This window comes from Amycolatopsis sp. NPDC043885 (assembly GCF_056435685.1).
In genome coordinates, this window is sequence record NZ_JBWKEA010000006.1 from 81274 (window position 1) to 103899 (window position 22626).

Annotated in this window: 23 protein-coding genes; 11 read left to right on the forward strand and 12 right to left on the reverse strand. The window is 68.8% G+C overall.

What is annotated here, in order from left to right; all coding sequences use genetic code 11:
- Window positions 1–103 precede the first annotated feature (103 nt).
- Both AC069I_RS19820 and AC069I_RS19825 read left to right on the forward strand, forming a co-directional pair.
- Entirely contained in the window at window positions 104–298 is a 195-nt protein-coding gene (locus AC069I_RS19820; protein WP_020631236.1) for a hypothetical protein, read from the forward strand.
- Window positions 277–699 (forward strand): VOC family protein, encoded by a 423-nt coding sequence (locus AC069I_RS19825; RefSeq protein WP_478266158.1) that lies wholly within the window; start codon window positions 277–279, stop codon window positions 697–699. The genes AC069I_RS19820 and AC069I_RS19825 overlap by 22 nt, the downstream gene beginning before the upstream one ends.
- A 177-nt stretch (window positions 700–876) precedes the next feature.
- Here AC069I_RS19825 and AC069I_RS19830 read toward each other — a convergent pair whose 3' ends face one another.
- The gene (locus tag AC069I_RS19830; protein ID WP_478226399.1) at window positions 877–1362 is read right to left on the reverse strand and encodes a pyridoxamine 5'-phosphate oxidase family protein; all 486 of its coding nucleotides are present in this window, start codon (window positions 1360–1362) and stop codon (window positions 877–879) included.
- Window positions 1359–2234 (reverse strand): NAD(P)-dependent oxidoreductase, encoded by an 876-nt coding sequence (locus AC069I_RS19835; protein WP_478266159.1) that lies wholly within the window; start codon window positions 2232–2234, stop codon window positions 1359–1361. The genes AC069I_RS19830 and AC069I_RS19835 overlap by 4 nt, the downstream gene beginning before the upstream one ends.
- Window positions 2235–2317: 83 nt before the next feature.
- Here AC069I_RS19835 and AC069I_RS19840 point away from each other — a divergent pair, with 83 nt between their 5' ends.
- The gene (locus AC069I_RS19840; RefSeq protein WP_478226397.1) at window positions 2318–3322 is read left to right on the forward strand and encodes a GlxA family transcriptional regulator; all 1005 of its coding nucleotides are present in this window, start codon (window positions 2318–2320) and stop codon (window positions 3320–3322) included.
- Between the two features lie 6 nt (window positions 3323–3328).
- Here AC069I_RS19840 and AC069I_RS19845 read toward each other — a convergent pair whose 3' ends face one another.
- The 9 genes from AC069I_RS19845 to AC069I_RS19885 form a co-directional block, all read right to left on the reverse strand.
- Window positions 3329–4600: an aminotransferase family protein gene (locus AC069I_RS19845; protein WP_478266160.1), complete on the reverse strand. Its 1272-nt coding sequence runs from the start codon at window positions 4598–4600 to the stop codon at window positions 3329–3331.
- Window positions 4601–4732: 132 nt separating this feature from the next.
- Complete coding sequence (locus AC069I_RS19850) at window positions 4733–5428, reverse strand: GntR family transcriptional regulator (RefSeq protein ID WP_478226395.1); 696 nt, start codon at window positions 5426–5428, stop codon at window positions 4733–4735.
- A gap of 4 nt (window positions 5429–5432) precedes the next feature.
- Complete coding sequence (locus tag AC069I_RS19855) at window positions 5433–6218, reverse strand: SDR family NAD(P)-dependent oxidoreductase (protein ID WP_478226394.1); 786 nt, start codon at window positions 6216–6218, stop codon at window positions 5433–5435.
- 2 nt (window positions 6219–6220) lie between these two features.
- Window positions 6221–7930: a hydantoinase B/oxoprolinase family protein gene (locus AC069I_RS19860; RefSeq protein WP_478226393.1), complete on the reverse strand. Its 1710-nt coding sequence runs from the start codon at window positions 7928–7930 to the stop codon at window positions 6221–6223.
- Window positions 7927–9987 carry a hydantoinase/oxoprolinase family protein gene (locus AC069I_RS19865; protein WP_478226392.1) on the reverse strand — a complete coding sequence of 687 codons (2061 nt, stop codon included), beginning with the start codon at window positions 9985–9987 and terminating at the stop codon, window positions 7927–7929. The genes AC069I_RS19860 and AC069I_RS19865 overlap by 4 nt, the downstream gene beginning before the upstream one ends.
- Entirely contained in the window at window positions 9984–11615 is a 1632-nt protein-coding gene (locus AC069I_RS19870; protein WP_478226391.1) for a thiamine pyrophosphate-binding protein, read from the reverse strand. The genes AC069I_RS19865 and AC069I_RS19870 overlap by 4 nt, the downstream gene beginning before the upstream one ends.
- 107 nt (window positions 11616–11722) lie before the next feature.
- Window positions 11723–12346 carry a pyridoxamine 5'-phosphate oxidase family protein gene (locus AC069I_RS19875; RefSeq protein WP_478226390.1) on the reverse strand — a complete coding sequence of 208 codons (624 nt, stop codon included), beginning with the start codon at window positions 12344–12346 and terminating at the stop codon, window positions 11723–11725.
- A complete protein-coding gene (locus tag AC069I_RS19880) occupies window positions 12339–13496 on the reverse strand; it encodes an NAD(P)/FAD-dependent oxidoreductase (protein ID WP_478226389.1) in 1158 nt (385 codons plus the stop codon). The genes AC069I_RS19875 and AC069I_RS19880 overlap by 8 nt, the downstream gene beginning before the upstream one ends.
- On the reverse strand, window positions 13480–14493 hold the full coding sequence (locus AC069I_RS19885) for a glutathione S-transferase family protein (RefSeq protein WP_478266161.1): 1014 nt from the start codon (window positions 14491–14493) through the stop codon (window positions 13480–13482). The genes AC069I_RS19880 and AC069I_RS19885 overlap by 17 nt, the downstream gene beginning before the upstream one ends.
- Before the next feature lie 95 nt (window positions 14494–14588).
- Here AC069I_RS19885 and AC069I_RS19890 point away from each other — a divergent pair, with 95 nt between their 5' ends.
- From AC069I_RS19890 to AC069I_RS19915, 6 genes are all read left to right on the forward strand, one after another.
- Complete coding sequence (locus AC069I_RS19890; protein WP_478231888.1) at window positions 14589–15965, forward strand: WS/DGAT/MGAT family O-acyltransferase; 1377 nt, start codon at window positions 14589–14591, stop codon at window positions 15963–15965.
- Window positions 15966–16424: 459 nt separating this feature from the next.
- A complete protein-coding gene (locus AC069I_RS19895) occupies window positions 16425–16850 on the forward strand; it encodes a hypothetical protein (RefSeq protein WP_478231889.1) in 426 nt (141 codons plus the stop codon).
- Between the two features lie 74 nt (window positions 16851–16924).
- A complete protein-coding gene (locus AC069I_RS19900; protein WP_478266162.1) occupies window positions 16925–18079 on the forward strand; it encodes a PLP-dependent cysteine synthase family protein in 1155 nt (384 codons plus the stop codon).
- Complete coding sequence (locus tag AC069I_RS19905; protein WP_478226384.1) at window positions 18076–18348, forward strand: hypothetical protein; 273 nt, start codon at window positions 18076–18078, stop codon at window positions 18346–18348. The genes AC069I_RS19900 and AC069I_RS19905 overlap by 4 nt, the downstream gene beginning before the upstream one ends.
- A gap of 156 nt (window positions 18349–18504) precedes the next feature.
- Window positions 18505–18987: a hypothetical protein gene (locus tag AC069I_RS19910; RefSeq protein WP_478266163.1), complete on the forward strand. Its 483-nt coding sequence runs from the start codon at window positions 18505–18507 to the stop codon at window positions 18985–18987.
- Between the two features lie 681 nt (window positions 18988–19668).
- Window positions 19669–20460, forward strand: coding sequence for a S1 family peptidase (locus AC069I_RS19915; RefSeq protein ID WP_478226382.1), 792 nt, complete (start codon window positions 19669–19671; stop codon window positions 20458–20460).
- An 11-nt stretch (window positions 20461–20471) separates the two neighbouring features.
- On the opposite strand, the gene AC069I_RS19920 is transcribed toward AC069I_RS19915, so the two are convergent.
- On the reverse strand, window positions 20472–21458 hold the full coding sequence (locus AC069I_RS19920; RefSeq protein ID WP_478226381.1) for a PQQ-dependent sugar dehydrogenase: 987 nt from the start codon (window positions 21456–21458) through the stop codon (window positions 20472–20474).
- Window positions 21459–21729: 271 nt separating this feature from the next.
- Here AC069I_RS19920 and pqqA point away from each other — a divergent pair, with 271 nt between their 5' ends.
- Window positions 21730–21861: a pyrroloquinoline quinone precursor peptide PqqA gene (gene pqqA, locus AC069I_RS19925; protein ID WP_478226380.1), complete on the forward strand. Its 132-nt coding sequence runs from the start codon at window positions 21730–21732 to the stop codon at window positions 21859–21861.
- A gap of 83 nt (window positions 21862–21944) precedes the next feature.
- Window positions 21945–22625 carry a pyrroloquinoline-quinone synthase PqqC gene (gene pqqC, locus AC069I_RS19930; RefSeq protein ID WP_478226379.1) on the forward strand — a complete coding sequence of 227 codons (681 nt, stop codon included), beginning with the start codon at window positions 21945–21947 and terminating at the stop codon, window positions 22623–22625.
- The last annotated feature ends 1 nt before the right edge of the window (window position 22626 follow it).

The window sequence follows — 22626 nt, forward strand, 5'->3', positions numbered from 1 at the left end:
GGGGGCTGGGTTGGCGACCAGTGTCGAACATGTGTTCTACTGTCGGCGCCGGCCCCGGAGGGGGAAGCTCCGCGGGCCGGCACCGGACTTCAGGGAGGCACGGATGGCGGTCAAGATCACCCATCTCACCAACGGGCAGCAGGTGCGCTTCGCCAACGCGGACGGTGCCCGGCGCTACGCCGAGATCATCGGCGGCGGGGTCGACAAATGGCGGTTCACCGTGGTCAGCGGGCATGACCGCCCGGAATTGTCGGGGCGGGTCGTTAATGTGCCGGTATGGCGTATGACTTCCAGGTGACCGTGGACTCCGCTCATCCGCACGACCTCGCCGACTGGTGGGCCGAGATGCTCGGCTGGCAGGTCGAGCGGAGCAATGAGGAGTTCATCCGCGAGATGGTCGCCAAGGGATATGCCCCGGAAGAGGCGACGACCACGCACAACGGCGTCCTGGTGTGGAAGGACGGCGCGGCGATCGTCCACCCCGAGACCAAGCAGCGGTTCCTCTTCCAGCTGGTGCCGGAGGGGAAGACGGTCAAGAACCGCCTGCACCTCGACATCCGGATGGGGGCGGACAAGATCGAGGCCGAGCTCGAGCGGCTGACCGCGCGCGGTGCGACGTTCCTGCACCGCGGCAAGCAAGGGCCCGCGGAGTGGATCACCATCGCGGACCCGGAGGGCAACGAACTCTGCCTTTCCTGAGGCGGGCCCGCGAGGGCCCGCCACTGGGGGTGTCATGAAGGGACCTGGTCCCGTCGGCTGTGCCCTTCATGACCGAGCGCGCGGCCCTCGTGCGCGTCGCGCCTCGCGTGAGGCGTGGCAGGAGGTCGTGGGTGTTCCAGGTCGTTCCGGCGGCCCGGAACACCCACGACGACCCGGCTACTCGTTCCGGTCCGCTCGCCAGATCCGGCTGCGCAGGTCGGCACCGCGGATCACCTGAATCCGCCACGGCGTCAGGCGCAGCACATGCAGCCGCGGATCGGACGGCGCATGCCAGAAATTGCCGAGGGGGTAGCCGGCGCCGCGTGGGCTGGTCTTGCGATACAGGTCCCACACATGCTCCTTGACCGAGGGCTCGTTGTCCCAGACGGCCACCGCGTCGACCGCCACCGAGTTGTTCCCCGGCGCCCAGTAAGAGAAATTGGTATGCGGGTTGCCCTCGAGATGGGCCGCCTTCACCGGGGTCCGATAGGTGGCCAGCCAGCCGAGCGGACGACCGTCCACCGTCTCCCACACCGGGATGAGCACCCGGGTTCGCGGGCGGTTCTCGGCGTCGACGGTCACCATCGTGGCGTAGTTGATGGCTCCGACGTAGGTGTCGAACTCGGCTTCCAGCTCACCGAAGTCCCGGGTCGTCGTGCTCATGCGGCGCTCCGGAAGGACTCGACGGCACGCGAGAGGCTGGCCGCGCCGTGTCCGGCCGCGATCTGCCGGTCGATCAGGTCCTTGATCGGGAGCAGGGTGTCCGCCGGAACGTCCAGCGCCCCGCTGGCCCGGATGATCGTGCTCAGCCCCGCCTGGTTCATGGCCAGGCTGGACTCGCCACCGGTGTATCCGCCGCGGTCGATCTCCTCGGCGAAGGTGGTCAGCGCCGGGAACGAATCCGCCAGCCAGGACAGCAGCATCGGCGTCAGCTCGGTGGCGCGCACCCCGGCCGCCGACGCCATCGCCGTGGCGTGCAGGAAACCGCCGATCATGCCGTACATCCCGGCCAGGATCGCAACGTCGTAGCCCGACGCGAGACCGGCGTCGGCGCCGAGGAAAGTGCCTTTCCCCAACAGATCCAGCTTCGGCTGCCAACGCCGGTGAACGGCCTGGTCACCGCTGTAGCTGATCGACGATCCGGCGGTGCCGATCGTCTGCGGCACCGCGTAGACGGCTCCGTGCAGGTACCGCGCGCCGTGTTCAGCCGCCCAGGTGGCCAGTTCCCGCGCGTCCTCCGGCCCACCGGAGGTGACGTTGACCAGCGCGCGCCCGGCGACGGCATCGCCTGCCGTCGTCAGGACCTGCCGGGCGACGGTGGCATCGAGCAGCGCGACGATCACGAGGTCGCCCGCCGCGATCGCCTCCGCGGCGGTCGCCGCCGCCGTCGCGCCTGCCGCGACGAGCGCGTCCGCCTTGGTGGCGTCGCGGTTCCAAACGGTCGTGGGAAGCCCTTGGCGCAAGAAGGTTTCAGCCAGCGCGTGGCCCAGGTTGCCGAGGCCGATCACGGTGACGCGCTCAGGTTTTGTACTCATGGGACCAGCCTCGTGGCCGGCACTTCGCGCTGCCAGTGACACTGATGACCGGAAACACCAAATTCGTGCCATAGGATGTGGCCATGAGCGCTGGTTCGGTCGCCCTGGTCGTCCCCGAGGAGATCGGGATCGCCTTCTGGGACCTGTACGAGGTGAGCATCCCCGCCACCGTTTTCGGGATGCCCCAGCCCGATCTCGCCGATCCCTGGTACGACCTGCGGTTGTGCGGAACCGGCGACCGCGCCGCGGAAGCGGCCCCCGGGTTCGCGCTGCGCACCCCGTACCGGCTCGACGACATCGTCGGCGCCGAGACGGTCATCGTGTCGTCGGTACCGGACGAGGTTCTCAGCGACGGCGCACCGGTCTCACCCGAGCTGATCAGCGCGTTACGGCGCGCCCACGACGCGGGCGCGCGGATGGTTTCCCTGTGCTCCGGCGCCTTCGCCCTCGCCGAGGCCGGGCTGCTCGACGGCCGTCGAGCGACCTCGCACTGGATGCACACCGCACAGCTGGCCGAGCGGTTCCCCGAGGTCGAGGTCGACGACTCCGTGCTCTACGTGGACGACGGCGACGTGCTCACCAGCGCCGGGATGACCGCCGGCCTCGATCTGTGCCTGCATCTGGTCCGGCGCGACCTCGGGGCACATGTGGCCAACCAGCTCGCCCGCCGGATGGTCGTGCCCGCGCACCGGCCGGGCGGACAGGCCCAGTTCATCGATCTCTCCGTTCCCGCCACCGACGATCAGGGGCTGGCACCGGTGCTCGACTGGGCGAGGGCACATCTCGACCGGCCGTTGACGATCGAAGATCTCGCCCGGCGCGCCATGATGAGCCGCCGGACCTTCTACCGGCGTCTCCAGCAGGCGACCGGTACGACACCGCTCCAATGGCTGCTGACCCAGCGGCTTTCCCGGGCACAGAGCCTGCTGGAATCGACCGCCCTGCCGGTGGAGAGGATCGCGGAACTCAGCGGTCTCGGCACCGCGAACAACCTGCGCCACCACTTCCTCAAGCAGGTCGGTGTCTCGCCCGGCGCCTACCGGAACGCGTTCCCGCGGCAGCCACAGGTGACCGCCGCCGCGGGGTGACCGCGCCTAGACGAGCTTGTCCAGCGCACGCGGCAAAGCCGTCGCGAGCAGGTCGAGTTCGGTCTCGCCGGCGATCAGCGGCGGTGACACCGCGATCCCCTTCGCCAGGTTCCGCACGAGGACGCCTTCGTCCCGCGCCAGCCGTTGCAACCGGTTCGCCGCGCCGGGGTTCGCCTCGACGACGTCGGCCTTCAGCTCGACCGCGCCGAGGAAGCCCAGCCCGGACCGGACCTCCGCCACCAACGGATGCGAAGCGAGCCCGGAAAGCGCGTCCGCCAGCGGCTTCTCCAGTTCCCGCCCGCGTGGGATGAGCCCGTCGCGCTCGTAGATGTCCAGCGTCGCGTTCCCCGCGGCGCACGCGACCGGATGCCCGGCGTAGGTCGCGCCGTGCCGCAACACCGGCGCACCCGGCGCGCCGGTGAAGAACGGTTCGGCCACCCTCGGCGCGACGATCAGCGCGCCGAGCGGGATCGTCCCGCCGGTGATGCCCTTCGCGGTCGTGATCATGTCCGGTTTCACGGCCCACCGGTCGATTCCGAACCAGGTACCCAGCCGCCCGAACGCGGCGATCACACAGTCCGCGACGAACAGCACGTCGTGCTTGCGGCAGATCTCGGCGACCGTCTCGATGTATCCGTCCGGGGGAAGCAGGACACCGCCCGCGCCGATCACCGGTTCGCAGAAGAACGCCGCGACCCGCTCCGGCCCGACCCGCAGGATCTCCGCTTCGAGCGCTTCGGCGCTGTCGTAGGGCACATGCGAGATGTCGCCCGGCAACGGACCGAAGCCCGCCGCGTTGGCCGCGATACCGCCGACGGCCGTGCCGAAACCGTGCGTGCCGTGGTAACCCTGCACCCGGCCGATGACGTGCACCTTCTCCGGGCGCCCGGTGTGCGCGAAATACGAACGGGCGATCTTGACCGCGGTGTCGATGACGTCACCGCCGCCCGAACCGAAGAACACCTTCGAGCCCGGTTCGGGGGTCAGCGCGGAGACCCGTTCGGCGAGTTTCAGCGCGGGCTCGTTGGCGTTGTAGCCGAACAGGTTGTACGAATCGAGCGTCCGCAACTGGTCCGCGACGGCCTGCGCGATCTCCTCGCGCCCGTGCCCGAAGTTCGCGTACCAGAGCGACGCTGTCGCGTCGAAGTACCGCTCGCCCTCATCGTCCCAGACATAGGAACCCTCACCGCGGGTGATGACGAGCCGGTCGCCGTCGACCGCTCCCATGTCCGCGAAGGGGTGCCACAGCGGATTGCGCGCGGACGCCGACGAAACCATGATCTCCTCCTCGTGCTCGTGCCCCCATCCTCACCCGGATCCGGCCGGGACGCGAACACTCCATCGTGCACAGTTCGCGCCACGGATCTGTCCGGTCTGGAGCCGCGACGCCCAAGATCTGCCCGCCGGCACTCACGACTCCCGGCGGTCGTAAGCGGCCAGAAGCTGCTTCTCCGCATCCCGCAGGTACTTCTCCAGCGCCGTCTCAGCCGGTCCGAAGCGCCCCCGTTCCAGATCCCGCAGGATCCGCTCGTGCCGCTCCAAAAACGGCTCGAAGAACGCCCGCGTGTTCTCCGCCAGCACGAAGAACAGCCGCGTCTCCGCCAGGACCTGGCGCATCGTAGTGCTGACCCGCTCGCTGTCCGCCAGGTCGCCCACCGCCTGGTGGAACGCGATACTCGCGGTCCCGACGGCCTGCCAGTCGCCTTCGTCGGCCGCGGCACGGCCCTCCCGGACCGCGGCCTCGATCGCCGCGAGATCCACAGTGGACAGTTCGGCCGCGCGCCGCAGCGCACCGCATTCGGTGACCCGCCTCATCACGTACAGATCCGAGATATCCTGCGCGGTCAGTTCGCGGACGAATACGCCGCGGTTGAGTTCGTGCACCGCGAGCCGTTCGTGCGCCAGCAGCTGGAAGGACTCGCGCAGCGTGTTGCGCGAGACGCCCAGCGCGGCGCTGATCGACGGTTCCGAAAGCCTCGACCCGGGCGGGAAGACGCCTTCGGTGATGCGCTGGCGCAGGATCTCGGCGACCCGTTCCGCTGTCCCGCTCCGTTCGAGCAAGGGTCTGTCGCGGGCCAGTGTCTCCTCGGCGGCAGGAGTGGACATGGCTTTACCTGACACCGAGTTCGAAGTCGAGGCTGTACCGGTTGCCCGGCATGGCGCCGGCGGCCCTGGCGCCGTCGATCGGGAGGGCGACCCCGTTGACGAACCGCGATTCGTCGCTGGCCAGGAAGACCACCGCTTTCGCGACCTCCCACGCCTCGCCGACCCGCGCCGCCGGTGTGCTCGCGGTCAGCTGGTGTTGCTTGGCTTCGAAGTCCTCCGGCGACGCGAGCGTGCCGCGCAGCATGTCCGTGTCGATCGCGCCCGGGTTGACCGTGTTCGCCCGGATCCCCTGGTGCGCGTGCGCGACGGCGATCGACTTCGTCATGCCGACCAGCGCGTGCTTGGTGGCGTTGTACACCGGGTCGCCGGGGCGGCCCATCACGCCGCCGTTGGACGACGTCGTGACGATGCTGCCCGCCTTGTTCGCGATCATGTGCGGCAGTACCGCCCGCGTGCCGAGGAAGGCCGCGCGCACGTTCAGCGCGAAGATGTTGTCGAACTCCGCCAGTGTGGTGTCCACCAGTGGTTTTCCGAGGTGGATACCGACGTTGTTGAACAGTACGTCGATCCGTCCGGTTTCGGCGATCACACCGCGCACGAATTCGTCGACCTGGCCTTCGTCAGTGGCGTCCACAAGGGACTGACGGGCGCCTTCGACGGCTTCCGCGGGCTCACGGATGTCGCTGGAGAACACGGTCGCGCCCTCGGCGACGAACTCCTTCACGGTGGCGAGACCGATGCCCCGCGCTCCCCCGAAGACCACCGCGACCTTGCCTGCCAGCCGGCCCATGCTCATTTCCTCCCTCTCGACGAAACCGCTTCGTAGTCCTCCGGAAGACGCACCAGCGCCTCGGGATCTCCGTGATAGGTGACCTCGACGCCGTACAGTTCGCGCGCCGCTTCCACCGAGACGTACCCGTCGACGACGTCGGCGAGCACGGCCGCCGGATCGCGCTCGCGTGGGTCGCCGTAACCGCCGCCTCCCGGGAGGATCACGTTCACCACGTCGTCGGGGCGCAGGTTCACCCGGCTCTTCGACGGCAGGGCTCCGCGGGCGAGCTCGAACCGGCCCACCGCGCCGTCATGTCCCGAGTCCACACCGGACGCCGGACGGCGCACCCGGTCGACGTTCCCGTTGACGCTCCACGAGATCTCGCCGCGGGCGGCCATGGTGGTGCACTGGCCGAGGCCGCCGCGACATCTCCCGGCGCCGCCGGAATCCATGCGCAGCACGCGTTCGCGCTGGATCAGCGGGGCCATCGTCTCGATGACCTCGGTCGGCGTGGACCGCAGCCCGCTCGGGAATCCGGTGGTGCTGAGACCGTCCTTGGTGGCCCGCGCGCCGATCCCGCCGGTCTGGAACACGTTGAGCATGAATTCGCGGCCCTCGGCGTCGGTTCCGCGCCAGATCGTCATCCACAACGCGTCCGCGCTGTGCGCCAAGGCGTTGCCGGGCAACGCTTCGTGCAGAGCGGTGATCAGCAGCGAGGGCAGGAAGTGGCCGATCAGGTGCCGGGACGCGACCGGCGCGGGCGGGGTGCAGTTGAGCACCGAGCCCTCCGGTGCGGTGACGTGCACCGGCCGGAACGAACCCGCGTTGTGCGGCACCTCGGGCGAAATGGCCGCCTTGACCGCGAACGAGGCATAGGCCCGGGTGTAGTTCAGGACGACGTTGATCCCGCGGCGGCTCTGCGGTGACGAGCCGGCGAAATCGAGGTGGATGTCCTCGCCGTCGATGGTCACGGCGACCTTGAGGACGACCTCTTCGTCGTCGGATCCGTCGGTCACCAGCTCGCTGGTGTAGGTGCCGTCCGGTAGTTTCGCCAGTGCGTCCCGCAGCGCCCGCTCGGAGCGGTTCATGATCTCCGCGGCGACGTCGTCCAGCGAATCGAGCCCGAATTCCTCCAGCAGCCGAACCAGGCTGGCGGCCCCGACCTCGTTGCCGGTGACCTGGGCGTACAGATCGCCGATGGTCTCCTCCGGGGTGCGGACGTTCGCGCGGATCAGCAGTTCGAGATCCGCGTTGACCTCACCCGCGCGGAGGAACTTCATGATCGGCAGGCGCAGGCCCTCTTCGAAGACCTCGCTGGCCTCGGCGGAGACCAGGCGCCCGCCGATGTCCGGGGCGTGGCAACAGGAAGCGAACCACGCGACCAGCCGCCCCCGCAGGAACACCGGCGTCGCGACGGTGATGTCGTTGATCTGCCCGGCCGTCTGCCAGGGGTCGTTGGTGAGCAGGACGTCGCCGGGTTCCAGTGTCTCCGGCGGGTACGCGGCGACGAAATGGTGCATCCCGGTCGCCATCGCGTTGATGTGGCCGGGCGTCCCGCCGACGGACTGGCCGATCATCCCGCCGCGGGAATCGAACACCGCGCAGGCGAGGTCGAGCGATTCCCGCACCACGGAGGAGAACGCCGTGTTGACGAGCGCGTTCTGCTGTTCGGCCAGGATGGAGTGCAGCCGGTTTCCCAGTACCCCGACCAAGATCGGGTCGACGCTCACACCGTCACCACCAGACCGGCGTCCTCGCCGACGACACAGCGCGCATCCGGCGGAACGACCACGGTGGACTCTCGTTCCTCCACAATGGCCGGGCCTTCGACGCGATCACCCGGCTTGAGCCGGTACCTGTCGAACACCGCCGTGTCGGCAAAGCCACCTTCGGCGGGGAAGTACGCGGGACGGCTCCCCTTGCGCGCGTCGCCCTCGGCCTCGGCGCGCGCGAGTTTCAGCGTGACCTCGGGCGCCGGGCCGCTGGAGACGACGCGCCAGTTCAGCACCTCGATCGCGACGTCCGGCCCGGTCCGCCGGTACAGCGTCCGGTAGGTCTCGGTGAACGCGTCGATCAGCGACCCCGGCCAGTCCCCGCCCTCGACCGGCACCCGGATCTCGTAGCCCTGCCCGGAATACCGCATCTCGGCGATCCGGCGGTGCGTCACGTCCGCACCGTCCACACCGGACTTCTCCAGCAGCTCCGCGCCCTCGGCCTCCATCTCTCCGAACAGCGCGTCGACCTGTTCCCAGGAGAGTTCGAGCACCGCGGAGCGCGCCGAACGCACGAAGTCGAACGCCGGCGGCGCGGTGAGGAATCCCGCCGCGCTGAGCACTCCGGCGGCAGGCGGCGCGACCACCTCGGGCGCGCCGAGCGCCCGAGCCACCCCGACGCCGTGCACCGGACCGGCGCCACCGAAAGTGAACATCGGCAGCTTCGCCGGATCCTTGCCACGTTCGACGGCGTGGACCCGGGCGGCGTTGGCCATGTCCTCGTTGACGCTGGTGTGGATGCCCCAGGCGGCCTCTTCGACGCTGACTCCGAGCGGTCCGGCGATCTTCGAGCGGATCGCTTCGCGCGCGCCTTCGAGGTCCAAAGTCATTCCGCCGCCGAGGAAATACCCAGGATCGAGATAACCGAGCACGAGGTCGGCGTCCGTCACGGTCGGCTCGGTGCCACCTCGGCCGTAACAGACCGGGCCGGGCTCGGATCCCGCCGAATCGGGCCCGACGGTGAGCAGGCCGAGCGCGTCGATCCGCGCGATCGAGCCGCCGCCGACCCCGATCTCGATCATGTCCGTGACCGGTACCTTGACCGGCAACCCGGATCCCGGCAGCAGCCGGTACTTCCGGTCCACTTCGAACTCGTGCGTCACCAGCGGCGCGCCACCGGAGATCATGCACAGTTTCGCCGTCGTGCCGCCCATGTCGAAGGCCAGCAGATCCTCGACGCCGGCGGCCGCCCCGATCGCGGACGCGGCCAGCGCCCCGCCCGCCGGCCCGGATTCGAGGATGCGGATCGGGTAGCGCGCGGCGGTATCGACGGTCGCGATGCCCCCGTTGGACAGCATGATGTGCGGTGACGGCCGCACCCCGGCCTCGTGCAGGCGTCTCTCCAGGTCACGCAGGTAACGTTCGGTGAGGTCCTGGACATAGACGTTCGCGACCGTGGTCGACATGCGTTCGAACTCGCGGATCTCGGGGACGACCTCGCTGGAGAGCGCGACCCGTAACCGGGGCGCGGCCTCCCGCAGCACCTCGGCCGCCCGTCGTTCGTGCGCGGGATTCGTGAAGGCGTGCAGGAAACAGATCGCCACGGCGTCGATCCCCCTGGCGTCGAGCTCCCGGCCGAGTCGCGCGACGTACTCCTCGTCCAGTCCTGTGTGGACGGTCCCGTCGGCGAGGATCCGCTCGGGGACGTCGAACCGCAGGTGCCGTGGCACCAGCGGGGCCGGCAATTCGATGAGCAGGTCGTACAATTCGTACCGGTGCTCGCGCCGCATCTCCAGCACGTCACGGAAACCGGCCGTCGCCAGGAGGGCGGTACGCGCTCCCTTGCGTTCGATCAGCGCGTTCGTGACCAGTGTCGTGCCGTGCACGAACTGCTCGACGTCGCCCGCGTCCAGCCCGGCGTCCGCGAGTGTCCTCTTGAGACCTTCCTCGACCGCGCGAGCGGGTTCGTCGTGCGTCGTCAGCACCTTGCCGACGGCGACGACGCCGGTCTCGCCGAGAACGCAGAGATCGGTGAACGTGCCGCCGATGTCCACGCCGACGCGGAGCCCGGTCACGGGGATTCCTTGCGGTACCAGCGCGGCGAGGTGTTGAGCGGGGGCGCCATCTTCGCGCGCACGACCAGCACGTTGGGCTCGTCGGACTCGACGAACTCACCGAGCAGCCGCCGGAACGCGCGCCCGAATCCGGAAACGCGGTCCGCGTGCACCCCGAAAGACCGCGCCAGGCCGACGAAATCAGGACTGTCCCAGTCGACACCCCGGCGCGGCAGCCCGGCGCGATCCTGGTCGTAACGGAGCATCCCGTAGCCGCCGTCGTCGACGACGATCACCGTGACCGGCAGCTGTTCCTGCGCCAGCGTGTGCAGATCGCCGCAGCCGAACAGGAAGCCGCCGTCACCGCTGACGCAGATCGCGCGGCCGACGCCCGCGGCGCCCGCGCCGAGCGCGGCGGGGAAGCCGTAGCCGAGGGTGCCCCAGCCCATCGGATACGCGAGCTTGCGCGGCGCGCGGACGCGATGGAATCCGCCGATCCAGTACCCGGCCACGCACATGTCCGCGACCACGACCGCGTCCTGCGGCAGCACCTCGTCCAAAGTGGACAGAAGGTCCGCGGCCTGCGGCTCTTCCTCCTTGATCCGCCGCCGGACCCGGGCGGAGACCTTGGCGAGCCTGCCGACGAGTGCCGCGATACCGGGCCGTTCCTCGACTTTCAGCGCCTCGACGAGCACCCGGGCGTCACCGACCAGCGTGATGTCCGGCCGGTAGTTCTTGGCCGCGTCGTCCGGGTCGACGTTGATCGCGATGAGCTTCTTCGGCTGCGGCATCAGCCAGTTCTGCGTCATCAGCCCGTCGAAGTCGGTGCCGATCGCGAGGACGACGTCGGCCTCGTCCCACAGCGCGCCGACCTCGGGCGCGTGCACCGGATTCGGGGCGAGGCAGGGATGATCGACCGGCAGGAGCCCGCGAGCGCCGAACGTGGTGAGCACCGGCGCGGCCAGCCGTTCGGCGAGTTTCCCGATCGCCTCACCCGCCTCGGCACGCAGGGCGCCGCCGCCCGCCCAGATCAGCGGCCGGTCGGCGGTGGCCAGGAGCGCCTCGGCCTCGGTGAGTTCCGGGATCTCGGACGGCCGGGCGTGCGACCGCGGCGGGCGGCGCGCGGGCGTCCGCTCCGACAGGAAGTCGGCGGGGATGCCGAGGTAGACCGGCCCGCTCTGCGGCTGGAGCGCGAGCCGGGCCGCGCGATGGAGGGTGGCGGCGACCTGGTCGGGGCTCGTCACGGTGAACCCGGCCTTGGTGACCGGCGCGAACATCGCCTGCTGGTCCGACGACTCGTGCAGCACGCCGCGGACCACGCCCGGCCGCCGGAGCGTGGACGGGATGTCGGTCGCGATGATCAGCACCGGCGCGGCCGACGCCATGGCCTCGCCGACGGCGGCGAGCGTGTTCGCGGCGCCGGGCCCCGTGGTCACCAGCGCGACGCCGAGCTTCCCCGTGGCGCGGGCGTAACCGTCGGCCGCGTACCCCGCCGTCTGCTCGTGCCGGACCCCGACGAGCCGGATGTCCGTATCGGCCAGCGCCTCCCATAACGGCAGGTTGTGCACGCCGGGGAGACCGAAGACGACTTCGGTCCCCAGAGCGGTCAGCGCGTCGGCGAGATGCTGGGCTCCGGTGGGTGCAGGCACCTCGCCGATAGTGCCAGATCGTTCAACGATCCAGCAACCACCGCTGTCCGTGAAGGCCTCCTTCCCTACCCTGAAAGTAGGGAAGGAGGCCTTCACGGACAGTGGCGTCAGTACAGGCCGGCCGAGTAGGCGGCGGGGGCGTAGTACGCCTCGAGGTCGGCCATGCTGTCGTCCGGCCGCTCGAAGGTCTTCGCGATCGCCGCCCGCGACGGCAGCGCGCCGGGCGTCCAGCTCTCCGGCGACCACAGCTTCGACCGCATGAACGCCTTCTGGCAGTGGTGGAAGATCTCGTCGATGTCGACGACCAGCGCGAGCTTCGGCCGGTTGCCCTTCACGATCATGTCGTCGAAGAACGGCGCCTCCCGCACGAGTCGCGCGCGGCCGTTGATCCGCAGCGTGTCGCCGCGGCCAGGGATCAGGTAGAGCAGCCCGACATGCGGATTCGACAGCACGTTGTGGAACCCGTCGGCACGCCGGTTGCCCGGCCGCTCCGGGATGGCGATCCGCGTGTCGTCCAGCACCAGCGTGAACCCGGCCGGGTCGCCCTTCGGCGAGACGTCGCAGGTGCCGTCGGCCGCCGACGTCGCGATCAGCACGAACGGCGACTCCGCGAGCCACTGGCGGTCCAGCTCGTGCAGCTTCGGGCGCGCCTTGTTCGCGGTCCGTTCCAGCGGCGGCGGCAGGATCTCGCGCAGCTCGGCCTCGGTGGTCACTTCGACGAACTCAGACAATGTTGTGCTCCCTCGTCACGGCCCGGTCGCCGGCGAACCGGCGGACGTCGAGCCCGGTGATGTCGATGGCCGGGACCCGCCCCAGGTAGAGGTCCCGCACGAGCTCCCCCACGGCCGGGCCCATCTGGAACCCGTGTCCCGAAAAGCCGGTCGCGTAGAAGAACCGCGACAGGTGGACGCTTTCCCCCACGATCTGGTTGCGGTCGGGGGTGACCTCGTACAGTCCGGCCCAGCCGCCGCGGATCCCCGCGTCGAGCACCCCGGGCACCCGGCGCGCGGCGATCTCGGCGAGTTCCGGCAGCCAGTCGCCCGGCTGATAGCGGGTGTCGAAGCCGGGGTCGCCGTCACCGTCGCAGAAGGACATCGCCAGGCCGGGGCCCTCGCGGTGGAAATAGAAGGCGGACGGCATCTCGATGGTCAGCGGCACGGACCCGGGCAGATCCGCGACCGGGCCGGTGAACACGACCTGCCGCCGGAACGGCCGCACCGGGAGGTCGACACCGGCCAGTTCGCCGATCCGGCCCGACCACGCGCCCGCCGCGCAGACCACGGCTTCCGTCCGCACGAAACCATCGCCGGTCCGGACGCCGGTGATCTCGTCGCCGTCGCGTTCGATCCCGACGACCTCGACGCCGGTCCTGAGCACCGCGCCGTGCCCGCGGGCCGCCCGCGCGTAGCCCTGGACGGCGGAGTCCGGGGTCGCCTTGGCGTCGTCCGGCGACCACAGTGCCGCGACGACACCCTCGGTGTCGATCAGCGGGGAGAACCGCCGCGCTTCGGCGGGCTCGACGAGGCGGCTGCGGACACCGTAGGAGTTCTGCAGTTCGGCGCAGCGCTCGAATTCGGGCAGGTCCGCGGGGTCGGTGACCAGGTACAGGTAGCCGTCGCGACGGAAGTCGATCTCGGTCCCGTACGTCTCGGCGAAGGAGGCGTACTCGGCCAGCCCTCGCAGCCCGATCTCGATGTTGACCCGGGTGGTGAACGACGACCGGATCCCGCCCGCCGCCTTCGCCGTCGAGCCCGCGCCCAGGATGTCCCGTTCGAGCAGCAGGACCGAGACCCCGGCGGCGGCGAGCCGGTACGCGCAGCTGACCCCGATGATGCCGCCGCCGATCACGACGACGTCGGTGCGCTCAGGGAGTGACTCCATCCGTGTCCCCGATCCGTTCGTCCTCGGGCGGCGGTCCCGGCGGCGTGCCGTCGCCGAACGGGCGCCCGCCCAGCTGCTCCCGGTGGTGCGGCGTCGTCCAGCTGGACAGGTCCGGTCCCAAGGGGACGATCCGGGTCGGGTTCACCTGCTCGTGCACCGCGTAGTAGTGCCGCTTGATGTGGTCGAAGTCGACGGTGTCACCGAAGCCCGGTGTTTGGAAGAGGTCGCGGGCGTAGGCCCACAGCACCGGCATTTCGGTCAGTTTGTCCCGGTTGCATTTGAAGTGCCCGTGGTAGACGGCGTCGAAGCGGACGAGGGTGGTGAACAACCGGATGTCCGCTTCGGTGATCGTGTCACCGACGAGGTAGCGCTGCTTTTCGAGCCGGTCGGAAAGCGCGTCCAGCATGGCGAAGAGCCGGGTATAGGCGTCCTCGTACGCGGCCTGCTTGGTCGCGAAACCGGCTTGGTACACGGCGGCGTTGACGTCGGCGTAGACCCCCGCGTTGACGGCGTCGATCTCGTCGCGAAGCCGCTCTGGGTAGAGGTCGGGCGCGCCGGGCCGGTGGAGGCTGGTCCATTCGGTGGACAGATCGAGGGTGATCCGCGGATGGTCGTTACTCACCAGCCGTCCGCTCGGAATGTCCACAATGGCCGGAACGCTGATCCCGCCCATGTAGTGCGGATCGGCCGCGTGATAGGCCTCGGCCAGGTACTTGATGCCGAGCACGGGATCCCGGTCGCCGGGATCGAGGGTGAACCGCCAGCTCTTCTCGTCCTGGATCGGGTCGGCCACGGCCACGCTCAGCGCGGACTCGAGGCCGAGCAACCGCCGGACGACCAGCCCGCGGCTGGCCCAGGGACAGGCCCGGCTGACCACCAGCCGGTATCTGCCCGCCTCCACCGGCCAGCCGTCGCGGCCGTCGGCGGTGACACGAGCGTCGAAATGGTTGGCGGACCGACGGAACTCACCCGTCTGCGGATCGGTCGGGATCGTCATGTGAGCCACCCTAAAGCGTGAGATGGTGGTTTCGGTGTGCGTAGACTCTGGCACCCGGCGTGTTCGCACGCCGCCGCGCGGAAGGTGGTCCGACGATGCCGTTCATGCCCGTGACCGACTCGATGTTCCTTCTCGTGGAAACGCGCGAGCATCCGATGCACGTCGGCGGACTGCAACTGTTCAAGAAACCCGAGGGCGCCGGCCCCGACTATCTGCGTGACGTCCGCAAGAGTCTGCTCGAGTCCGACAACATGCGCTCGGTGTTCCGGCGCCGTCCCGCCCGGCCGGTCAACACCGCCGGGCATATCGCCTGGGCGACCGACACCGATCTCGAACTCGACTACCACTTCCGCCATTCGGCGCTGCCCCAGCCCGGCCGGATCCGCGAATTGCTGGAACTCACCGGACGGTGGCACAGCACCCTGCTCGACCGGCACCGCCCCCTGTGGGAGATCCACCTGGTCGAGGGTCTCCAGGACGGCCGGTTCGCGATCTACAGCAAGATCCACCACGCGCTGATGGACGGCGTCTCGGCACTGCGGCACCTCCAGGGCACGCTGTCGGACGACCCGTTCGACCTCGACTGCCCGCCGCCGTGGGGGCGCCGCGCCAAACCGGACGGCGGCCGCAACGGCAAGGCGTCGCCCTCGGTGTTCAGCACCTTCGGCAAGACGGTCAACCAGCTCGCCGGCATCGCGCCCGCCGCGATGAAGGTGGCGCGGGAGGCGTTCCAGGAGCACACGCTCACGCTGCCGTCGCAGGCGCCGAAGACGATGCTGAACGTGCCGATCGGCGGGGCCCGCCGCTTCGCCGCGCAGTCGTGGTCGCTGGACCGGGTGCGCAAGGTGGCGACCGCCGCCGGGGTGTCGCGCAACGACGTCGTCCTCGCGATGTGCTCGGGCGCGCTGCGGGACTACCTGATGGAGCAGAACGCGCTCCCCGACACGCCACTGACCGCGATGGTCCCGGTTTCCTTGCGGCGCAAGGACAGCGGTGACGCGGCGGGGAACAACATCGGCGCGCTGCTGTGCAACCTCGCCACCCATCTGACCGATCCGGCCGCCCGGCTGGCGACGATCAACGCGTCCATGCGGAACGGGAAGAAGCTCTTCTCGGAGCTGACCCCGCTGCAGACGCTGCTGCTGTCGGGGATCAACGTGGCCCAGCTCGGCGTGTCGCCGATCCCCGGCTTCGTGAACAACACGAAACCGCCGTTCAACCTGGTGATCTCCAATGTGCCTGGGCCACGCAAGCAGATGTACTGGAACGGCGCGGCGCTCGACGGCATCTACCCGGCGTCGGTGCTGCTGGACGGGCAGGCGCTGAACATCACGCTGACCAGCAACGGGGACAACCTGGACTTCGGTGTCACCGGCTGCCGCCGGAGCGTGCCGCATCTGCAGCGCATCCTGACCCACCTGGACACCGCGCTCGCCGAACTCGAACACGCCGTCTCCGTCCCCCGCCTTTAGGCCATTCGGCCCGTCGGCCTCCCGCCGGATGGCCGCTACCGGATCGCGGCTGTTACGTTCCGGCTCCGGAGGAGGCGCGATCAACCTTGGCCGACGTCAAGCCCTCACCAGCCTGGCTGCCCGACATCGATCCTTGCCATCGCGACGAAAGCTTCCCCTCCGGACGACATCCGTTCCCGCGTCCACTCCGGAACCATGGACACCCTCGGCCTCCACGAGGCCATCGCCCAGTACTTAGTGGACAGACACCGCGTCTTCACCAGCACCGGCCAGGCCGACCAGCTCGCCGAAGCACTTCCTGACGTGGCCCTCGGATTCCGAAGGTAACCCCGCGATCCGGTTCCTTTCGGCGCGAGCGATTTCCTGCCCAACGCCAAGCAGAACAAGGTACCGCCATCCGGCAGTCATCCATCCGCCGGATGGTGACCGCAAGATCGTCGCTGCTACGTTCCCGTGCCTGTGAGAAGCACATCGGTCACTTCACGTCGCACTCGTTGGCGGGTCGCGCTCGCGGTCACCGTGCTGCTGTCTTTCGTCTTCCTGTACCTGACTCCCTGCGGAATGTCGCATTCCCACCACCACGACGAAACGGCGGAACAAGCGACAACCACCGCAGCCGATACCGAGACCGTCCACGTGTCCTCGCGGGACGGTGATACACCGGACCATCACCACACCTGCCACGGAGCAGGTGAAATGTTCTGCGCGGCGACACGCACGGCGAACGGTTTCGCCTGGCTGACCATGCTGCTGGCGGCGGTCGCCACACTCGTCATCGTGGCGGACGGCCATGGCGCGACCGGTTCACTCCGATGGCGCGTGGACAGAGATCTCGGCCGCACCGGACGGCTCGTTCTCCTGCAACTCTGCGTCACGCGGATCTGATCGGTCTCATCCCCCAGACCACAAGTCAGAATTCTTGCGCCGTATTCCCGGCGTCCGCGTGAAGTGAGAACTCGATGCCCTCCACCCTGTCGAACAACGCAGTCGTGAGCTCGTCTCGGTCCTCTACAGCACAACTGATCAGCAGCGCGCCGCGCTGCCACAATCCCGCCACCACCGCGGGCAACACCCCGGTGCTCTGGATAGATCAGCCCTTCGCCCCGCCCGGGCGCGGCTTCTGGGCCAAACTCGAAGGATTCAACCCCGGTGGCGTGAAAGACCGCCCCGCTCTGCACATGATCGCCGCGGCCAAGGAGCGCGGTGAGCTGCGCCCCGGCGCCAGGATCGTCGAGTCCACCAGCGGCACCTTCGGCCTCGGGCTCGCCCTCGCGGGCACCGTGCACCGGCACCCGGTGACGCTGGTGACCGATCCCGAGCTGGAGCCGAACATCCACCGCATGCTGACCGCCTACGGCGCACGCGTGGAGACCGTGTCCGAACCCGACCCCAGCGGCGGCTGGCAACAAGCCCGCCGCGAACGCGTTCAGGAAATCCTCGACGCGACCCCTGACGCCTATTGCCCAGACCAATACCACAATCCCGACAACATCACGGCCTACGCTCCCTTGGCGCTGGAACTGGTTTCCCAACTCGGCCGCGTCGACATCCTCGTGTGTTCAGTAGGCACCGGGGGCCACTCGTCCGGCATCTCTCAGGTACTGCGGGAGTTCTTCCCCCACCTGACTCTGATCGGCGTCGATACCATCGGGTCCACGATCTTCGGCCAGCCTGCCCAAAGTCGCTTGATGCGCGGACTCGGGTCCAGCATCTACCCCCGCAACGTCGACTACGCCGCCTTCGACGAGGTCCACTGGGTCGCTCCCGCCGAAGCGGTATGGGCCTGCCGGGCACTCGCGACCACACACCACGCCAGCGGCGGATGGAGCACGGGAGCAGTCGCCCTTGTCGCCGGCTGGGCGGCCCGAACCTGCGACCTCGACACCAGGATCGCCGCGGTGTTCCCGGACGGACCGCACCGGTACTTCGACACCGTCTACAACGACGATTACTGCGCCCACCACGATCTGCTCACCGTGCCGCCACCGTCCACACCGGACACCATCGCCCGCTCCGCCGACCGGATCGTCTCGCGCTGGACCCGCTGCGGCAACGTCGTCGACCCCATCCAAGCAACGGAAATCATGCGACCGCGGGTGGGGATTCTCCCGTGAAGCAGATCCTGAACCGGTTCACCATCAACGTCGGCTTCTCCATGCTGATGCCCCACCTCGCCGCGCACCTGTCCGGCGACCTCGAACCGGCGGCCTGGACCGTCGGCCTGATCCTCGGCGTCCGGAATTTTCCCCAGCAGGGCATGTTCCTCATCGGCGGAACATTCGCCGACCGCTTCGGCTACAAGCCCCTCATCGTCGCCGGCTGTGCCCTGCGCACCGGCGGGTTCGCACTGCTCGGCCTCGCCACTCCGTCCCGGCACTGCTGATGGCGTCCGCCGCAACCGGTTTCGCCGGGCGTTGTTCGATCCAGCCGTACGCGCCTACGTGGCACAGGATGCCGGAGAACGCCGCGTGGAAGCGTTCGCATTGTTCACCGTCTTCACCAAACCGGCATCCTGCTCGGACCCGTCATCGGGCTCGCGTTGACCAGCCTTGCCTTCCAGGTCACCTGCCTGACCGCCGCCGCGGTGTTCGCCGTGCTCACCGGGTTACAAGTCCGGTCGTCCGTACCGTTCTCGCTGGCGATGGTCGGCTCGTACGTCCTGTCGTTCCAGGTGTTTCTCGCGCTCCCGCTGGACGCCCGCCGCATCGCCGGTCCGGGCGTGGCCGGAACTGTGTTGGTGACACTGGTCTTCGCGATGTGGTGCCGGACGACGTGGAGTGCGGGCCGCCGCCTTCATACCCCGGCCTTGGCCTCCGGCGGGATCTCAGGAATGCCAACGATATCGCGATGGCTTCCACTGCTCATCTCCGCCGCGCAGCTGGCGCTGGGCACGATCGTGGTGTTTCCCTTCGAGATGGACACCATCGTCGGGGTCGGCGTCCTGCTCGGCAACCTGCTCACCGGCAGCGCGCTCGACGCGGCCGGCCACCTGGCCGCCGTTCGGTGCGATAGCCGGCGGTAGCGTCCCGCCAGGTTCGAGGTCGCGCGTGCCCGCGACGCGCACCGAGCTATGACGTCTTCACATTGCCCTGTGCCGCAACAGAGCCGCCATGAAGTCGCGGAGCCATGCTGCTGGCCTCTTGCGGCCGCTTGTCCAAGACCGTCATGCTATCGACGTGACATCCGAACCGCCGCATGCCAGGTATGCCTCGCGCCGTCGCCTTTGGCGCGACCAAGCAGGTTCTCTCACCTTATCTGTCCACATTGGATGAATTGATGGTGCCGAGAAGGCCACCTGACCGGACAGCGCCGAGTGAGCTCGGGTGACTGCCGGGCGGAGGACGTCGATGACGCCTCGCCATGCCCATCGACTGTCGGGGCATCCGGCGGAGCCACCCGTGGATTCTGCTCGATACGGTCGATGTGCGCGACCTGAACCGTGACGGGCTTCGTCGGCTAATTACCGACGTGCCGCAAGAAGAACCACTGTGCGGCGAGACCGTGCGCGAGGAGCACTCCGCACCATGGGACCTGCCCTCGCCGTCACTCACGGCGAAGGCGGATCGGATCGTGTTGATCGACGAAGGCGGGCTCGTGCCATCGGCAGTACACGGCGCCAGTGAGAGCCGTCCCCACCCACCTTTCGTGAACTTGCTTTCTGTCCCGGGCGATCCGAGCCCGGTGGATCTTAGGAGATGATGCGATGTTCGGCCGGTTTCGCGCGTTCGTCATTCTGGCAATGGCCGTCGGACTGACGATGGTGCCCGGGGGCACCGCCGTCGCGATCGAGGGTGGCGCCGAGGTGCCACCTGGCACCTATCCGTGGCTGGTGAGAGTCGGGAACCCGGAGGAGGGCTACTGCTCGGGTTCGCTGGTGTCGCCCCGGCACATCGTGTCGGCAGCGCATTGCTTCGCCAAGAAGCCCGACAAGCCCGAGGGCATGTTCGCCTACTTTCGCACCGGGCCCCAGACCCAGACGGTCAAGGTGGTTCGCGCCGAACGCCACCCGTGGGGTACGGGTGATGCCCGTACCGCCGACGTCGCGGTGGTGACGCTCGAGCGTCCGGTTCGGACCACGCCGATCAAGCTCATCGCCTCCGGCGAATTCTGGCCGACCTGGCCCGGCATGAAGCTCACGGTCGCCGGCTACGGCAGTACCGGTCAACAGCGGCCGGAGCATGCCCACGAAATGGCTTTCACCGCGGCCTACCGGTGCGCCAAGCCTGGCCCGCAATGGTTCTGCGCCGACGCGCCCCGGCAGGGGGCCGGTGTGCGCCCGGAGGACAGTGGTGCCCCCGCCTTCAGGAAGGCCCGACTTGGCGGGGGCGGCCACGTGCTGGTGGGCACGGTCAGCAACCATCGCGATCACCACACCTGGTTCACCAATCTCGCGCAGCCGCCGGTGAACGAGTGGATCCGGTTCAAGATCTTCGGCGGCTGGTCCGCGTCCCGTGACCGTGACGCGGCAAGTGTGGCCGGGGAGCCGCAGCCCTGATGGCGGTCGTGTCAGCTGCCGTCGGAGACGTACAGGCCGCCCGGCGTGATCGTGTACAGCTGGCCGTCCGGGCCCGCGACGGCGTCACGCGTGCGGCCGAGATTGGTCCAGAGCTTGCCGCCGTTGCCGTTCAGGTCGAGCTTGTACGTGCCACCCTTGAGGGACGCCATGTACAGCGAACCCTTGTAGGCCGCGAGCCCGCTCGGCGTCGCCGAGGACGTCGGCCAGGACTTGACCGGATTGGTCATCCCGGCCGTGTTGCACGGGCCTTCGCAGGTCGGCCAGCCGTAGTTCTTACCCGGCTCGATCTTGTTCAGCTCGTCGAGCCTGTTCGCGCCGATGTCGGAGACGTACAGCTGGCCGTTCGCCCACGTCAGGCCCTGGACGTTGCGGTGGCCGTAGGAGTAGACGCGGCTGTTGAACGGGTTGCCGGGCGCGGCCGCGCCGTCGGTGGTGACCCGCAGGACCTTGCCGCCGAGGGAGTTCTTGTTCTGCGCGTTGGCGCCGTTCTGGCCGTCGCCGGTACCCGCGTAGAGGTAGCCGTCCGGGCCGAACCTGATCCGCCCGCCGTGGTGATACTGCGAACCACGCGGGATGCCGGTGACGATCGGCGTCGGCGTCTGGCCCAGCTTCAGCTTGGCGATCCGGTTGTCGGAACTGGTCGTGTAGTAGATGAAGACCGTCTGGTCGGTGGCGTAATTCGGCGAGACGGCGATGCCGAGCAGGCCGGCCTCCGCGGTGACGCTCACCCCGGGGATGGTCTGGACCGTGGTGACCTTGCCCGCCTTGTCGATCTTGCTGATCGTCCTGGCGTCCTTCTGCGTGAAGACGCCGGTGCCGTCGGGCAGGAAGTCGATCGACCAGGCCTGGTTGAGGCCGCTCGCGAGCTGTCTGATCGCCTGGATCGACGGCGCTTCGGCGGCTGTGGCCGGGACGGCCGCGATCGACACGGCCGTCGCCGCGGCGAACGCGGCGGCGAGAGTACGACGTAAGGACATGGGACGCCTCCTTCAGCTACACCCCTGGAGCTCGGATGGCGGCGGTAGGCGGGTGGTCGGGGCGCACCCGTCGAGTTGGATAGAAACACACCACGGGACGAAACGGACACCACTGGATGGGCTATCGGCGGCACCGGTCGTTAACCGTTGCGTGCGCCGAGCGTGACGACCGGCCCAGCTCGATCGGCCATAGGTAGGAAACTTTACAAAATGCCGCCGGAAGTCGGTCCTTACGTCTGGTCAGAATCGGCGACGCGCTTCTAGGGTGACGGTGGCTTCGGCCCTGTTCGATCCCATGTGGACGTTAGGAGCAGAAATGATCGAGGTATGGACCACCCCGGACTTCGTCGAATACGAAACCCCCATGGAGGTCACCGCTTACGCGGCCCGCATGGAGGACTGAATGCGCATCCGGTGGTGGGGGCCGTCCCCCACCACCGCCGCCGTCCCGATCAGCGAGCACCCGGAGGCAGCACGGTGTCCCTCATGTCGTCGTCGGAGTTCATCGCGGCGTTGCGCGGGCTTTCGCACCGCTACTGGGACACCCACCCCTTCCACGTGCGGATGCACGACGGTGACCTGTCCCAGCACGAGCTGAAGATCTGGGCCGCGAACCGCTGGTACTACCAGTGCGTTCTCCCGCAGAAGGACGCGGCGATCATCAGCAACTGCCCGTTGCCGGAGATCCGCCGGGAATGGCTCGACCGCATCGTCTACCACGACGGGACGAAGGCCGGTGACGGCGGAATCGAGCGATGGCTCCGTTTGTGCGCCGCGGTCGGGCTCGACCGCGAAGAGGTTCTCGATCAGCGGCACGTCGCCCCCGGGGTCCGGTTCGCTGTCGACGCCTACGTGAATTTCGCCCGCACGAGACCTTGGCTCGAAGCGGTCGCCTCGGGGCTGACCGAAATGTTCGCCGGCCATCTCATGCAGCGGCGGGTCGCCGACATGCTGGCGCACTATTCGTGGATCGCGCCGGAGGACCTCGCCTATTTCACCAATCGCATCGACAAGGTCTCCGGTGAGGGCAAGGGGACGCTCGACATCGTCGTCCGGCACGCCGTCACCCGCGAGCAGCAGGACAAGGCGATCGCCGCGCTGTCGTTCAAGACCGACGTGCTCTGGTCGATGCTCGACGCCATCGAGCGCGCGGCGGCCAAGGAGTAGT

Excerpts from the sequence above, each read along its gene's own strand:
- AC069I_RS19820 (WP_020631236.1), top strand. The coding sequence starts at position 104 with ATGGCGGTCAAGATCACCCATCTCACCAACGGGCAGCAGGTGCGCTTC.
- AC069I_RS19825 (WP_478266158.1), top strand. The coding sequence starts at position 277 with ATGGCGTATGACTTCCAGGTGACCGTGGACTCCGCTCATCCGCACGAC.
- AC069I_RS19830 (WP_478226399.1), bottom strand. The coding sequence starts at position 1,362 with ATGAGCACGACGACCCGGGACTTCGGTGAGCTGGAAGCCGAGTTCGAC.
- AC069I_RS19835 (WP_478266159.1), bottom strand. The coding sequence starts at position 2,234 with ATGAGTACAAAACCTGAGCGCGTCACCGTGATCGGCCTCGGCAACCTG.
- AC069I_RS19840 (WP_478226397.1), top strand. The coding sequence starts at position 2,318 with ATGAGCGCTGGTTCGGTCGCCCTGGTCGTCCCCGAGGAGATCGGGATC.
- AC069I_RS19845 (WP_478266160.1), bottom strand. The coding sequence starts at position 4,600 with ATGGTTTCGTCGGCGTCCGCGCGCAATCCGCTGTGGCACCCCTTCGCG.
- AC069I_RS19850 (WP_478226395.1), bottom strand. The coding sequence starts at position 5,428 with ATGTCCACTCCTGCCGCCGAGGAGACACTGGCCCGCGACAGACCCTTG.
- AC069I_RS19855 (WP_478226394.1), bottom strand. The coding sequence starts at position 6,218 with ATGGGCCGGCTGGCAGGCAAGGTCGCGGTGGTCTTCGGGGGAGCGCGG.
- AC069I_RS19880 (WP_478226389.1), bottom strand. The coding sequence starts at position 13,496 with ATGGAGTCACTCCCTGAGCGCACCGACGTCGTCGTGATCGGCGGCGGC.
- AC069I_RS19885 (WP_478266161.1), bottom strand. The coding sequence starts at position 14,493 with ATGACGATCCCGACCGATCCGCAGACGGGTGAGTTCCGTCGGTCCGCC.
- AC069I_RS19890 (WP_478231888.1), top strand. The coding sequence starts at position 14,589 with ATGCCGTTCATGCCCGTGACCGACTCGATGTTCCTTCTCGTGGAAACG.
- AC069I_RS19900 (WP_478266162.1), top strand. The coding sequence starts at position 16,925 with ATGCCCTCCACCCTGTCGAACAACGCAGTCGTGAGCTCGTCTCGGTCC.
- AC069I_RS19915 (WP_478226382.1), top strand. The coding sequence starts at position 19,669 with ATGTTCGGCCGGTTTCGCGCGTTCGTCATTCTGGCAATGGCCGTCGGA.
- AC069I_RS19920 (WP_478226381.1), bottom strand. The coding sequence starts at position 21,458 with ATGTCCTTACGTCGTACTCTCGCCGCCGCGTTCGCCGCGGCGACGGCC.
- pqqC (WP_478226379.1), top strand. The coding sequence starts at position 21,945 with ATGTCGTCGTCGGAGTTCATCGCGGCGTTGCGCGGGCTTTCGCACCGC.